The organism is Agromyces protaetiae, assembly GCF_004135405.1.
Lineage (GTDB): Bacteria > Actinomycetota > Actinomycetes > Actinomycetales > Microbacteriaceae > Agromyces > Agromyces protaetiae.
Window position 1 is genome coordinate 1,305,740 of sequence record NZ_CP035491.1, and the last position, 13,129, is coordinate 1,318,868.

The window sequence follows — 13,129 nt, forward strand, 5'->3', positions numbered from 1 at the left end:
GCTGAGGCGGGCACCGCCGCCGGGTCGATCTACCTCTACTTCGCGAGCAAGGACGCGGTGATCCGTGCCGCGATCGAGGCGTCGGTCGATCGCATCGGGGCGCTCATCGAGGCGATTCCGGCGGATGGCGCTGCGTCCGACGCTCCGCGCCGCTATCGGCGCGCCGTGCTCACGACGGTCGCGGCCGCCGAGCGGACGCCCGACGGGGTGAACCTCTTCGCACTCGCCGTGCAGGGATGGTCGCATGCGCAGACCGACGCGGCGACACAGGCTGCGATCGCCGAGCGCTACGGGAGCATCCTCGCGCACTGGGCGTCGGTCGCGCAGGGCTGGGGCCTGTCGCCCGCGAGGGCAGAGGCCTATGCGGCCGCCCTCGGGGCGGTCGTGCTCGGGTACGTCGTCGAGCGGGCGCTGCTCGCAGAGCCAGAGGTCGAGGTCGTGCTCTCGGCGCTCGACGAGTGATCCGAAGACGCATACCGCTCGGGCCAGTGTCGCCGCGAGCGCATCGACCGCTACAGTGACCGCAGGACGCACATGCCGTCCGAGAGGCCAGGGGGAGGTCGGGGTCGTTGATCGTTGGGCTCACCGGGATCGAACAGCGGGTCTCCACGGGGCATCTGCCCGGGTGGGGGCAGGTCGACGAACTCGTCGTCGCCGCGTTCGAGTACGCCCGCCGGGAGAGCGACGGCACCGTCGCCGACTACATCCCGATCCTCGCCGCAGCCGACCCCGAGCTGTTCGGCGTGAGCGTCGCCGAGGTCGACGGGGGGCTCCACGCGGCGGGCGACGCCGAGGTCGAGTTCTCGATCCAGTCGATCTCGAAGGCGTTCGTCTACGCGCTCGTGTGCGAAGAGCTCGGGCACGAGCCCGTGCGCGAGCGGGTCGGCGTCAACAACACCGGCCTCGCGTTCAACTCGGTCGTGGCGATCGAGCTCAACGACGGGCACCCCATGAACCCCATGGTGAACGCGGGCGCCATCGCGACGACGGCGCTCATGCCGGGCGTGACGCCTGCCGAGCAGTGGGAGAACGTGCGGCTCGGCCTCTCGGCGTTCGCGGGCCGCCCCCTCGAACTCGACGGCGAGGTCTATCGCTCCGAGTCCGGGACGAACTACCGCAACCGCGCGATCGCGAAGCTCCTGCAGAGCTACGGCCGCATCGACATCGATCCGCTCGAAGCGGTCGACGTATACACGAAGCAGTGCTCGCTGCGGGTCAACGCGCGCGACCTCGCGGTCATGGGCGCGACCCTCGCCGACGGTGGAGTCAACCCCGTCACGGGCGAGCGCGTCGTGTCGGCGTCGGTCTGCCGCGACACGCTCGCGGTGCTCGCGTCGACCGGACTCTACGAGCGCTCGGGCGAGTGGCTCTTCGAGGTCGGGCTGCCCGGCAAGTCGGGTGTCGCGGGCGGCATCGTGACGATCTCGCCCGGCAAGGGCGGCATCGGCGTGTTCTCGCCGCGGCTCGACTCGGCCGGCAACAGCGTCCGCGGCCAGATCGCGACGCAGTACCTCTCGCGCGCGCTCGGCCTCGACGTCTTCGCCTCCGAGGCGCACCACCGCGACCCGAGCCGCGGCGCGCCGAAACGACCTCGCACCGAACGCCCCAGTACCGACCCCACAATGAAGGAGACCGCGGTGTCGACTGACTCCAACGTGTCGAGCACGACGACGCAGCCGACTGAGGAGAGGGCCTCGTGGGCGCCGCTCGCAGCGCTCTTCCTCGGCCAGATGCTCATGTCGTACAACGTCTCGTCGTTGCCGGTCTCGCTCGGCGGCATCGTCGACGAGTTCGGCGTGCCCGCGACGCTCGCGTCGACGACGATCGTCGCCTACGGCCTCTTCGTCGCGGCGCTCGTCATGGTCGGCGCGAAGCTCGGGCAGAAGGTCGGCTGGGCGCGCATCTTCCGCGTCGTCGTCGCGACGTTCGGCATCTCGTCGCTGCTCATGATCTTCGGCCCGTCGGTGTGGTGGGTGATCGGGGCGCAGGCGCTCGCCGGGGCATCCGCCGCCATCATCGTGCCCTCGCTCGTCGCCCTCATCGCCGAGAACTACCACGGGCGCCAGCAGGCGACCGCGATCGGTTCGCTCGGCTCGGCGCGCGCGATCTCGGGCTTCCTCGCGTTCTTCATCGGCGGCGCGCTCGGCACCCTCGTCGGAAGCTGGCGACCGGTCTTCTGGGTCGTCTTCGCGATCGCCGTCGTCGTGCTCATCCTGAGCTTCCGGTTGCGCAAGGACCACGGCAACTCCGACATCAAGATCGACCTGGTGGCCGCGATCCTCATCGGCCTCGCGATCGTGTCGCTCACGCTCGGCTTCAACAACCTCAACGCGTGGGGCATCCTCGAGGCGAGCGAGTCGGCGCCGTTCGACATCGCGGGCATCTCGCCCGCCCCCATGCTCATCGTGCTCGGCATCGTGCTCGGCCAGGTCTTCTTCTTCTGGACCCGTCGCCGGACGAGGCTCGGCAAGGTGCCGCTCGTACAACTGTCGGTGCTCCGGCGCCCGTCGGAGCGCGCCGCGGTGTACGCGATGTTCATCGTCGTCGCCCTCGAGGCGGCCCTCAACTTCACGGTGCCGCTGTACATCCAGATCGTGCAGGGGCGCACGCCGTTCGACACGGCGCTCGCGATGGTGCCGTTCAACCTCACGGTGTTCTTCGCGGCGATCCTCGTCGTGCGGCTGTACAGCCGCCTCGGCACGCGCGTGATCGGCGTGTGGGGGTTCATCCTCACGACGGTCGGTCTCGTGTGGCTCTCGATCGTCGTCAACAACAACTGGGAGACGTTCCCGACGATCCTCGGCCTCTTCGTCTTCGGCGTCGGCCAGGGCGCGCTCGTGACGCTCGTGTTCAACGTGCTCGTGACGGCGTCGCCGAAGGACCTCGCGGGCGACGTCGGGTCGATCCGCGGCACGACGCAGAACCTCGCGTCGGCGGTCGGCACGGCCATCGCGGGCGCCCTGCTCGTGACGATCCTCTCGCTCAGCATCGGGCGCGCGGTCACCGAGAACGCGTACATCCCCGAGGAGCTCGCCGACGAGGTGAGCCTGCAGGACGAGAACTTCCTCTCGAACGACCAGTTGCGCGATGCCCTCGAGGGGACGAGTGCGACGCCCGCGCAGGTCGACGAGTTCGTCAACGTCAACACCGACGCGCGCTTGCACACGCTGCGGCTCGGGCTGCTGATCCTCGCGGGCGTCAGCGCACTCGCGATCCTGCCGGCGAGCCGCCTGCCGAAGTACCGACCCGACGAGATCCCCGACCCCGAGCCCGAGGACGCGTAGTCCTCGAGAGGCGGCAGGATGGTCTGGTGCCAACGTTTCGCCGGACCATGCTCAAGTCGAAGATCCACCGCGCGACCGTGACCCACGCCGACCTCCACTACGTCGGCTCGATCACGATCGACCACGACCTCCTCGAGGCCGCCGACATCCTGCCGGGCGAGCTCGTCTCCGTCGTGAACATCGCGAACGGCGCGCGATTCGACACGTACACGATCGCGGGCGAGCGAGGCTCGGGCGTCATCGGGGTGAACGGCGCCGCGGCGCGGTTGGTCGCGGTCGGCGACCTCGTGATCGTCATCTCATGGGCGTCGGTCGAATCGGCGGATGCCTCGGAGTTCGCGCCGCGCATCGTGCACGTCGATCGGGCGAACGGCATCGTGAGCGTCGGCGCCGATCCCGCCGAGGCTCACGCGGCCGTCGCGGGCGAGGTGCTCGCGCCGCCGCACGCCGTCATGAGCTGAGGAGCACACCCTCCGTGAGCGGCGCCGCCTCCGCGAGCGGCGCCGCGAAGAACGCGAGCTCGTGCTCCGCCGAACGGCGGAACGCCTGCGCGGCACGCGCGCGCACCTCGGGCGTCGCCCGGCTCGAGGCATCCGTCGCGATCTCGATCGCCCGCCGTGTCGCGATCGCGAACGCCGGGTCGCGGTAGGTCGCGAGCCACGCCGCGTACGGATGGTCGGCGCGGAGCGGCGCATCGCCGAACCCGCCGGCTCCGAGGCGCGCACCGAGGTCGGTGTAGATCCAGAAGCACGGCAGCAGGGCGGCGACGAGCACGGAGTATTCGCCGCGTGCGGCGGTCGCGAGCAGATGGTCGAGGTAGGCGGTCGTCGCGCGGTCGGCTTCCAGGTCGCGGACGCCGGATGTCGCGGGGGAGTCGGATGCTGCGAGCTCGCCCGTGTGCAGTTCGAGCTCGCCCTCGATCGCCCCGCGGGCCGACTCGGCCCAGAATGCCTGCGCCGAGGCATCCGGTGCGAGGCGCGAAGCCTCGGCGAGCACGCGCGCGTAGTCGCGAAGGTAGAGCGCGTCTTGCGCGAGGTACCCGAGGAACGCGCCGCGGTCGAGCGTGCCGTCCGCGAGCGACCTGATGAACGGCAGATCGTCGATGCCTGCACGCACGTCGGCGATTCCGCCCCACCAGTCGGCTTCGACTTCGGCCGCGGTCGGCGCGGTCTCGAGCCCGCCGCGCGACCACAGGCCTGCGAAGTGGTGGACGGGGCCGTGGCCGGCTCGTCCGGGTCCTGCCCCGAGCCCGCCGACCTCGAGCGACTCGCCGTGTCGCAGCGCTTCGCGCAGCCACCGGCGCGCTTCACGCACGGCGGGCACCCATTCGCCGCGCGACACCCGCAGGGTCGCGATCGCCGACGAGAGCGAGCAGCCAGTGCCATGGGTCGCGGTGGTCTCGATGCGGGCACCGCCGAACTCGACGAAGCGAGGGTTTCCTTCGGCCTCCTTGACAACTGCTGCGAAAAGCGCAGCAGTTGTCAAGCGTCCGCGACCTGAGGCATCCACGAGTGCGTCGGGGGCGAGATCGCCCGCCAGATGCCCGCCCTTCGCGAGCACGAGCGTGCCCGAACCGGTCGAGAGGGTTTCCGCCTGAGCGAGAACACCGGCCCAGCCGGTTGCCGGCTCTGCGCCCGTGAGCACGGCGAGTTCCGCGACGTTCGGCGTGAGGAGGTCGGCGAGGGGGAGGAGGTCGCGGAGCGCGGCCTCGGAGTCGGCGTCGAGGAGTCGGTCGCCGCTCGTCGCGACCATGACGGGGTCGAGCACGACGACGGGCGGCCGCACGCGGCCGAGCCACGCCGCGACCGTGCGGATGACGTCCGCGTTCGCGAGCATCCCGATCTTCACGGCGTCGATCGCGATGTCGTCCGAGATCGCGTCGAGCTGCTCGGCGAGGAACGCCGCGGGCGGCACGTGCACGCCGTGCACGCCGCGCGTGTTCTGCGCCGTGATCGCCGTGATCGCGGCCATGCCGTAGCCGCCGTTCGCCGAGATCGACTTGAGGTCGGCCTGGATGCCCGCCCCGCCCGACGGGTCGCTGCCCGCGATGCTGAGGACGCGGGGAACGCGAGGTGCCGGCGCGCTCATCGGATGCCTCCCGCCGCAGCGGCCGCCGCCTGCCACGCGCCGACGAACTCGCCTGCCACAGCCCGAGGGTCCGCCGCCGCGCACAGCGCCGACACGACCGCGACGCCCGCCGCGCCCGCGGCGCGGAGCGCCGCCACGTCGCCGAGGGTCACGCCGCCGATCGCGACGCAGGGCAGCTCGGACTCGCGCGCGAAGCGCGCGAACCCGTCGATGCCCAGGGCCGGCGGATGGTCGGGCTTCGTCGAGGTGGGGCGGATGACGCCGACGCCGAGGTAGTCGACCGTGCCCCGGGGCATCCGCGCGACCGCCGCGAGGTGCTCGGCCGAGTTCGCCGTGAGGCCGACGATCGCGTCGGGTCCGAGCGCGTCGCGTGCGCGTTCGGACGCGGCGTCGGCTTGGCCGACGTGCACGCCGTCGACGGGGAGCCCGCGCTCGCGTGCGGCGAGGGCGACGTCGAGCCGGTCGTTGACGACGAGGAGCGCGCGCCCGTCGATTGCGGAGGCGAGCGCCTCGAGCGTGTGGAGCTGTTCGTCGGCCGACGCGTGCTTGTCTCGCAGTTGCACGATGCTCACACCGCCCGCGACGGCCGCCTCGACGACGGCCGCCACCCCGCGCTCGCCGCACAGGGCGGCGTCGGTGACGAGATAGAGGGAGAGGTCGAGGGCAGTGCGCTCGGTCGGGGCGGTCATGCGAAGGCTCCGGATGCCTCGGCCTGCATGTTGCTCGCGAGCGGCGCGCCGCTCGAGGCATCCGAAAGCTCGAGCCGTGCGCGAGAGACGATGTCAGCCGCCGTGACCGAGTCGAGCGCATCGAGGAAACGCACCGCGAACGTGCCGGGGCCGGGCGCGCCTGCCGCCCCGAGCTCGGCGGCAACCGTATAGACGAGTGTCGCGGCGACCGTTGCTCCGAAGGCATCGATGCCGGTGCCGCGCGTAGCCCCGAGGAACGCCGCGGTCACCGCGCCGAGTGCGCATCCGCCGCCAGTCACGCGCGTGAGCAGTGAGTCGCCGTTCGCGATGCGCGCTGTGCGCACGCCGTCGGTGATGAGGTCGACCGGCCCTGAGACGGCGACGACCGAGCCGAACGTCGCCGCGAGGTGCGCGGCCGCGTCAGCCGCGGCATCCGTCGAATCCGCGGCGTCGACGCCGCGACCGCCCGCGCCGGTGCCCGCGAGGGCGAGCACCTCCGACGCATTCCCGCGGATCGCCGTCGGGCGGCCCGCGACGAGTTCGTGCGCGAGCGCCGTGCGCACGGGCAGCGCACCGATCGCGACGGGGTCGAGGACCCACGGCGTGGCCGCTGCGCTCGCGCCCGCGACGGCCTCGCGCGCGGCCGCCCGCTGCTCGGGCGTCGGCGTGCCGAGGTTCACCAGCAGGCCCGAGGCGACGCCCGCGAACATCCCCGACTCCTCGGTGATGTCGACCATCGCGGGCGCCGCGCCGATCGCAAGGAGCGCGTTCGCCGTGAAGTTCGTCACGACGCTGTTCGTGATGCAGTGCACGAGCGGCGGCGCCTCGCGCAACCGTTCGAGCAGGTTCGCCGCGGTCGAGGCGAGCGCCTCGGCTTCGGCCGACAGGTGGGCAGGGTCGATGGACAGACGATCGCTCATCGCGACATCCCTTCGCTAGTCCGAACTAGATCAGGTTCGACGGGTGTGATCTCAGCCGCGGATGCCTCGCGCCGTCATGCGGCGGAAGCGGGGCGGCACCCCGTGTCACTGCGGGAGAGCCTAGCCGAACCGCGGCGCAGGCTCGCGACACCGGCGGTCTCCTCTCCCGCCGCGCGCACCGCTCTCGTAGGATCGGTCTCGCGACCCTGCCCGCGAGCACGTCTGGAGCCCCCCGTGACGACACCCGCCGACGCACCGGTGCCGAGGCACCGTGCGCCGACGCCGGCGCCGTCGGGGAGTTCCGAATGGACGAACTTCCGCCGCGCGGCCGACCGGGACGCACGACCTGAGGAGGGCGACGGGGTGGCGATCGAATCCGATGCGGAGTGGATGTTCGAGCAGTTCGAGGCGGCGGTGGCGACCGCGAACGAGGACGCGGTCGCGACGGTGACGCCGATCGTGCAGGCTGCGCCTGTGGCAGCGCCCGTCGCGGTGCCGGATGCCTCGCGCGCGGCCTTGCGCGCTGCGGCCGCCGCTCCCGCCGATGCCCGGGCGCACGCCGAGACCGCCGACTTCGACGCGGCCGCCCAGGTGGGACTCGCCCAGGGCATCGCGTTCGTCGCCCACCGCGGCCAGCGCGACAAGGTCGGCGGCGACTACATCGACCACCCGGCCCGCGTCGCCGAGCGGTTCGACGCGGAGACCGAGCCCGTCGAGGCCGCGGTCGCGTGGCTGCACGACGTCGTCGAAGACACGGAGCTCGACGCCGAAGACCTGCTGCTCGCGGGCGTCGCCCCTGCGATCGTCGATGCCGTCGTGCTGCTCACGCGCACCGACGACGTCTCCGCCGCCGACTACTACGCGCGCATCCGCGAGCACGAGGTCGCGCGCCGCGTGAAGCTCGCGGACATCGCCGACAACACGGCGCCGTGGCGCGCGCGCCGCCTCGACCCCGAGACCCGCGAGCGGTTGGCGGAGAAGTACGCGAAGGCGCGCGAGGCGCTCGGCGAGGCCTGAGTCGCCGATGCGGCTCAGTCGTCCGCGTCGACCGCGTTGATGAGCGATTCGACCGCGGTCAGCAGGTTGTGGAGCGCCTGCCGTTCGATCGAGTCCTCGCTGAGTTTCTGGATGTCGTAGGCGGCGAGGCTCGCGGCCTCGCGGGCCTTGGCGACGGCGGCCTGCGTTTCGAGATCGGACATGGGAGCCCCCTTCCGGATGTCGCGGCCGCGCGCTCCCGGATGCGAGCGTTCCTCACCTCGACGGGTGCCACGGTAGCGCGCGAGCGCGTCGCGGTCGACCCCCGGGCGCGGGGGCGCATCTTCGGCGAGGACGCGCATCTTGCGCTGCACCGCGAGATCGATGAGCGCAGCGGATGTCGCGGGCGGCAGGTATCGTCACGTGCAACCTCGACCAAGGAGCATCCGGATGCCTCGCACCCCAACGCCTGCACTCGACGCCGCGCAGCTCGATCGCGCGATCGGCGCCGTCCTCGGCTCGGCGGCAGGCGACTCGCTCGGCGCGCCGTACGAGTTCCAGCCGTCGGTCGCCGACGACATCGCGATCACGATGCACGCGGGCGGCATGTGGGAACTCGGCGAGTGGACCGACGACACGAGCATGTCGATCCCCGTGCTGCAAGCGCTCGCGCGCGGCGAGTCCCTCGACGACGAGGCCGTGCTCGGGCGGATCGTCGTCGAGTGGCAGGGGTGGGCGGTCTCCGCGCCGGACGTCGGCATCCAGACCCGCCAGGTGCTCGCCGAGGCGCAGCACGGCGGCGTCGCGACCGCTGCCGCGGCCGCCCGCGCCGCCGCCCGGGCGGTCCACGAGCGCACCGGGCGCTCGGGCGGCAACGGCTCGCTCATGCGCACCGGACCGGTCGCGCTCGGGCACCTCGCCGCCGGCGAAGAGGACGCGCTCGAGACATCCGCCCGTCTCGTCTCCGACCTCACGCACTACGAGACGGACGCCGCGGATGCCTCGGTGATCTGGTCGCTCGCGATCCGGCACGCCGTCCTGACGGGCCGGATCGATATCCGCGGCCCGATAGACCGGCTGCCGGTCGAGCGTCGCGCGCGGTGGCATGAACTTGCGGATGTCGCGGAGCGACTGCACCCGCGAGACATCCCCGGGTCGAACGGCTGGGTCGTCGCCGCGCTGCAGGCCGCGTGGGCGGCGATCGTCGGAGCCGACACGCTGCGGGGCGTGCTCGAACGCGCGGTGCGCTGCGGCAACGACACCGACACGGTCGCCGCGATCGCCGGTTCCCTCGCCGGCGCCGCGTACGGAGCCTCGGCCGTGCCCGCCGCGTGGAGGCGGGAGCTGCACGGCTGGCCGGGCCTCCGCGCCGCCGACCTCGAGGCGCTCGTGGTCGCCGCCGTCGCCCCGTAGCCCGCGCCCGCTCTGTCCCGGCGCTCCGCGCCCACGATCTCCGATCGGACCCGCTTCGCTCGACTTCCGCGGCGAGTCATCGGAGTTCGTGTGCGAGTTCGCGCTGCTGCTCCCTGTGGAGAAGTCCCGACCCGGCGCGACGAGGTGACCTAGTCTGTCCGTCACGTCCCAAGACTCGCCGCGACGAGGTCGACCCCCTACGACCCGTGACTCGCGGCGGCCCCCAGGGCGGGTTCGCCGGCCGCACCGGCGAACCCGCCCCCTTCGGGTTCCAGGGCTCCAGTCGACGAGGCCTCTTCTGCGAATCCCGACCGTCGGTCGCGTTATGTGGATAACGCGTATGCGGGGTTTGTAAGGATCGTGTACTTTCGGCCCTCGTGACCCGTTCGATGAAGATCTTCGCAGCATGCACGCTGTCCGGCGCCCTCCTCGCCGGCGGCATCGCGTTCGCCGCCCAACCGGGTGCCGACCACGCCGACAGTGCTTCGCCGCGTGCGGCGCAGGCATCCGCCGACTCCGAGGCGACTTCGCGGCCGACGCCGAGCGTCCGCCCCGAAGGCGCCGACCCCCTGCCCGAGACCCAGGTGCCGATCGACGCGAAGTACAGCCTCGCGTCGGCGCTCGAAGGCGCCGACGACGGCGAGCTCGCCCGCGTCGCCGCCGCGAACGACATCACCGTCGAGCACCTCGCCGAGATCGCTGCCGACGAGACGTCGCGCATCGACGACGAGGACCGCCTGTTCTACGCCGAGCCTTCGGCGCCCGACGAGGTCGCGGGCGACTCCGAGGCATCCGTCGAAGCCGGCGACGCGTCCGTCGCGACGCCCGCCGACGAGGCGACGGATGACTCGGCGGCGCCCGTCGCTGCCGGCTCGACCGAGTCCACCGCGGTCGAGGCCGCGTCCGTGACGTGCACCGTCGCCGAGTGGAGCGCGACCGCGACCTACGTCGGCGGCGACAAGGCCGTCCGCTCGGGGCACCTCTACCTCGCGAACTGGTGGACCAAAGGCCAAGACCCGCTCACCTACAACGGAGTGATCGGCACGGGCAAGCCGTGGACCGACCAGGGCGAGTGCAGCACCACGACGCCGCCGACGACGGCCACGCCCCCGACGACGACCACGCCGCCCGCGACCACGAAGCCCCCGACGACGACGCCCCCCACAACGACGACGCCCCCCACGACGACGACTCCTCCGACGACCACCGCCCCGCCGTCGACGACCGACGCTTTCAAGCTCCACAGCCGTGCCGGCTCGAACCGCACCCTGTACATCGACTTCACCGGTGCGATCGTCACGGGCACGCAATGGAACACGTCGTACTCGACGCCCACGATCACGGCCGACGCGTACAGCGTCGACTCGAACAAGTCGTCCTTCTCGGCCGCTGAACTGCAGAACATCCGCGACATCTGGGCGCGCGTGGCCGAAGACTACGCGTGGATGGACGTCGACGTCACGACCGAGGAGCCCGCTCGCGCGACCCTTGAACGCACGAGCACGAGCGACAACGTCTACGGCACGACCGTCGTCGTGAGCGACACGAACTTCTACAGCATCTCGTGCTCGTGCGGCGGACTCGCGTACGTCGGAACGATCGACAACGTCAACAACCTCCAGTACCAGCCCGCTTGGGCCTACACGAAGGGCGTCGGCACAGGCGTGAAGAACCTCGCCGAGGTCATCGCGCACGAGGCCGGCCACAACTTCGGACTCTCGCACGACGGCACGACGGCGGGCGTGACCTACTTCCCCGGCCACGGCGCGTGGGCGCCCATCATGGGCACGTCGTACACGCGTCCGATCACGCACTGGAGCGAGGGCGAGTACTCGGGTGCGAACAACACCCAGGACGACTTCGCCGTGATGGGGGCGAACGGCGGCGTCGCTGTCGCCGACGAGGCCGGCGACACCACGTCCGCTGCGAAGGCGTTCGGTTCGGCGAGCTCCGTCAAGGGGCTCATCACGACCCGCACCGACGTCGACGTGTACTCCTTCACGACGACGGGCGGCCAGGTGACGTTCGACGCGGCTCCGGCGGCGCAGTCGCCCGACCTCGACATCAAGCTCGACATCCTGAACGCGAGCGGCACCGTGGTCGCGACCGCGAACCCGGCGTCGGCTCAGGTCAACTCGAGCGTCGCGAGCGGGCTGGATGCTTCGGTCACGGCCTCGCTCGCCGCGGGCACCTACTACGTCCGCATCGACGGCGTCGGTCAGGGCAGCGCCGCCTCCGGCGGGTACTCCGACTACGGAAGCGTCGGGCAGTACACCATCACGCGTCGCTGACGCGCGACCCGAACCACGACGGCGGCACGGCTCCGGGAAGGGCCGTGCCGCCGTCGTTCGTTCACCCGCGCTGCTTCTCGCGCACGTACACCTCGCGTCGCACGCGAGCGACGACGTCGCCCGAGGCATCCGTGATCTCGGTCTCGAACCATTCGAGCACCTTGGCGCCGTTCTGCGCCCGTGCGCGGAGTTCGTCGGCCTTCGCCTTGGGAACTTCGAAGTGCGCCGTCAGCACCCCCTTGCCCGGTTTCACGAACTCGATCTCGCCGCGCGTGTCCCAGACGAGGTAGTCGCGCCCGAGCTGGTGCATGACGAGCATGAAGTAGTACGGGTCGGTCATCGCCTGCATCGACCCGCCGAACGCGGTCTTCACGTAGTTGCGCGTGAAGACGTTGACGTGGAGCTCGACGGTCGCGCTCGTCCAGTCATCGGCGAAGCGGCGCACGCGGATGCCGCTGAAGAGGTTCGGGATCCACAGGGACATGCCGACGGCGAGCCGGCGCGGGGTCATGCGCATTGCTCGATTCTCGCCGATCCTGCGGATGCGTCATCCACAGCCACGAGCCGTCCTCCGATCCGAAGGTTCGCCTCCGGTAGGCTCGGGACTTCGCGCGCGCATCGAGGAGCGCGCATCCAAGAGAGGTCGTTTCGTGAGTTTCGAGCCGCCGCAGTACTCGCCGCCTCAGCCGGGCGCTGAGTACCCGTCGTACGCGTCCTACGCGCCTTCCGCGCAGCTGGGTGGATCGCTCCCGGGTGCGCCGAAGTCGGGCGCGCCCGTCGGCTGGATCGTCGCGGCGATCGGCGTCATGGTGCTCGCGTTCGGCGGTTGGCTCGTCGCCTTCAGCGCAGGGATCGCGATGTCGGTCGCCCAGGCGCAGGCGCTCTCGACGAGCTTCTCCGGCCTCGAAGAAGAGTACGACCTCGATTCGGATGCCTCGGGGCTCGACGGGCTCGAGAGTGCATTCCCCTCTACCTGCCGTGGGACGTCTCGGTCGACGGCGGCGCGAACGTCGCCGCGCTCGCGAGCTTCATGAGTTCGTCCGATTGGTCGCCCAAGTCGGGCACGCCGGGCGGCTGGGAGAACTCCGCGACCGGATGCTGGGTGCAAGTGACGAACGGATCGCTCACGCCCGACCAGGCCGACCTGACGGCGGGCGACCGTGCGGCGTCGATCTCGTTCATCGAGAAGTCGCTCGGGTCGCCGATCGATCCCGCATCGTTCGTCGATGTGCCGTTCGCGACCGCCGACCTGACGATGTACACGGAAGACCAGGACATCGCCGATGCGGTGCTCGTCTACACGGACTCCGAGGGCCTGAGCGGGTTCTTCCAGGCCCGGGTGTTCGCCGACCTCGCCGAGGGCGCCATGGTCATGGGCTTCTGCCCCGACCAGACGTCGGTCGACACGCTGATCGCCGAGGACCTGCCCGCGTTCTACCGAATCGGCCTCGTCGCCGGGACCGACTGAG

At 71.4% G+C, this 13,129-nt stretch carries 12 protein-coding genes, 2 pseudogenes and 1 riboswitch; of the genes and pseudogenes, 9 read left to right on the plus strand and 5 right to left on the minus strand.

All coding sequences use genetic code 11. The annotated features are described in order from the left end of the window. Positions 1–57 precede the first annotated feature (57 nt). The 4 genes and pseudogenes from ET445_RS06095 to panD all read left to right on the plus strand — a co-directional run bounded on the left by ET445_RS06095 (position 58) and on the right by panD (position 3,745). Positions 58–462 carry a hypothetical protein gene (locus ET445_RS06095; protein ID WP_243695351.1) on the plus strand — a complete coding sequence of 135 codons (405 nt, stop codon included), beginning with the start codon at positions 58–60 and terminating at the stop codon, positions 460–462. A 128-nt stretch (positions 463–590) separates the two neighbouring features. Beyond that, a pseudogene (glsA, locus tag ET445_RS06100) lies at positions 591–1,577 on the plus strand (glutaminase A); the annotation flags it as partial. A gap of 198 nt (positions 1,578–1,775) precedes the next feature. Then, positions 1,776–3,284: pseudogene (locus tag ET445_RS06105) on the plus strand (MFS transporter); the annotation flags it as partial. A gap of 47 nt (positions 3,285–3,331) precedes the next feature. Beyond that, on the plus strand, positions 3,332–3,745 hold the full coding sequence (panD, locus tag ET445_RS06110; protein WP_129192434.1) for an aspartate 1-decarboxylase: 414 nt from the start codon (positions 3,332–3,334) through the stop codon (positions 3,743–3,745). On the opposite strand, the gene ET445_RS06115 is transcribed toward panD, so the two are convergent. The 3 genes from ET445_RS06115 to thiM all read right to left on the minus strand — a co-directional run bounded on the left by ET445_RS06115 (position 3,735) and on the right by thiM (position 6,981). Next, entirely contained in the window at positions 3,735–5,372 is a 1,638-nt protein-coding gene (locus ET445_RS06115; RefSeq protein ID WP_129189787.1) for a bifunctional hydroxymethylpyrimidine kinase/phosphomethylpyrimidine kinase, read from the minus strand. The two genes, panD and ET445_RS06115, sit on opposite strands and share 11 nt — an antisense overlap. Then, entirely contained in the window at positions 5,369–6,061 is a 693-nt protein-coding gene (gene thiE / locus ET445_RS17895; RefSeq protein WP_129189789.1) for a thiamine phosphate synthase, read from the minus strand. The genes ET445_RS06115 and thiE overlap by 4 nt, the downstream gene beginning before the upstream one ends. Further along, positions 6,058–6,981 carry a hydroxyethylthiazole kinase gene (gene thiM / locus ET445_RS06125; protein WP_129189791.1) on the minus strand — a complete coding sequence of 308 codons (924 nt, stop codon included), beginning with the start codon at positions 6,979–6,981 and terminating at the stop codon, positions 6,058–6,060. Before thiM ends, thiE begins: the two co-directional genes overlap by 4 nt. Then, a riboswitch (TPP riboswitch) is annotated at positions 6,972–7,094 on the minus strand. (Overlaps the previous gene by 10 nt.) Before the next feature lie 250 nt (positions 7,095–7,344). Between thiM and ET445_RS06130 the strand changes: the two genes are divergently transcribed. Continuing rightward, positions 7,345–7,998, plus strand: a complete 654-nt coding sequence (locus ET445_RS06130) for a hypothetical protein (RefSeq protein ID WP_243695352.1) — start codon at positions 7,345–7,347, stop codon at positions 7,996–7,998. A 14-nt stretch (positions 7,999–8,012) separates the two neighbouring features. Here ET445_RS06130 and ET445_RS17150 read toward each other — a convergent pair whose 3' ends face one another. After that, entirely contained in the window at positions 8,013–8,180 is a 168-nt protein-coding gene (locus tag ET445_RS17150) for a hypothetical protein (protein ID WP_165314313.1), read from the minus strand. A 226-nt stretch (positions 8,181–8,406) separates the two neighbouring features. Between ET445_RS17150 and ET445_RS06135 the strand changes: the two genes are divergently transcribed. After that, a complete protein-coding gene (locus ET445_RS06135) occupies positions 8,407–9,369 on the plus strand; it encodes an ADP-ribosylglycohydrolase family protein (RefSeq protein ID WP_129189793.1) in 963 nt (320 codons plus the stop codon). A gap of 377 nt (positions 9,370–9,746) precedes the next feature. Continuing rightward, positions 9,747–11,660 carry a zinc-dependent metalloprotease family protein gene (locus ET445_RS06140; RefSeq protein WP_129189795.1) on the plus strand — a complete coding sequence of 638 codons (1,914 nt, stop codon included), beginning with the start codon at positions 9,747–9,749 and terminating at the stop codon, positions 11,658–11,660. A 61-nt stretch (positions 11,661–11,721) separates the two neighbouring features. Here ET445_RS06140 and ET445_RS06145 read toward each other — a convergent pair whose 3' ends face one another. Further along, positions 11,722–12,177, minus strand: a complete 456-nt coding sequence (locus tag ET445_RS06145; protein WP_129189797.1) for a DUF4442 domain-containing protein — start codon at positions 12,175–12,177, stop codon at positions 11,722–11,724. A 133-nt stretch (positions 12,178–12,310) separates the two neighbouring features. Between ET445_RS06145 and ET445_RS06150 the strand changes: the two genes are divergently transcribed. Both ET445_RS06150 and ET445_RS06155 read left to right on the plus strand, forming a co-directional pair. Next, complete coding sequence (locus ET445_RS06150) at positions 12,311–12,694, plus strand: hypothetical protein (RefSeq protein ID WP_129189799.1); 384 nt, start codon at positions 12,311–12,313, stop codon at positions 12,692–12,694. Then, a complete protein-coding gene (locus ET445_RS06155; protein ID WP_129189801.1) occupies positions 12,691–13,128 on the plus strand; it encodes a hypothetical protein in 438 nt (145 codons plus the stop codon). Before ET445_RS06150 ends, ET445_RS06155 begins: the two co-directional genes overlap by 4 nt. Position 13,129 lies beyond the last annotated feature (1 nt).

Bases quoted from the DNA above. Each gene is read 5' to 3' on its own strand.
- ET445_RS06115 (WP_129189787.1), bottom strand. From the start codon at position 5,372: ATGAGCGCGCCGGCACCTCGCGTTCCCCGCGTCCTCAGCATCGCGGGC.
- ET445_RS06155 (WP_129189801.1), top strand. From the start codon at position 12,691: ATGAGTTCGTCCGATTGGTCGCCCAAGTCGGGCACGCCGGGCGGCTGG.
- ET445_RS06145 (WP_129189797.1), bottom strand. From the start codon at position 12,177: ATGCGCATGACCCCGCGCCGGCTCGCCGTCGGCATGTCCCTGTGGATC.
- ET445_RS06135 (WP_129189793.1), top strand. From the start codon at position 8,407: ATGCCTCGCACCCCAACGCCTGCACTCGACGCCGCGCAGCTCGATCGC.
- thiE (WP_129189789.1), bottom strand. From the start codon at position 6,061: ATGACCGCCCCGACCGAGCGCACTGCCCTCGACCTCTCCCTCTATCTC.
- panD (WP_129192434.1), top strand. From the start codon at position 3,332: ATGCTCAAGTCGAAGATCCACCGCGCGACCGTGACCCACGCCGACCTC.
- ET445_RS17150 (WP_165314313.1), bottom strand. From the start codon at position 8,180: ATGTCCGATCTCGAAACGCAGGCCGCCGTCGCCAAGGCCCGCGAGGCC.
- thiM (WP_129189791.1), bottom strand. From the start codon at position 6,981: ATGAGCGATCGTCTGTCCATCGACCCTGCCCACCTGTCGGCCGAAGCC.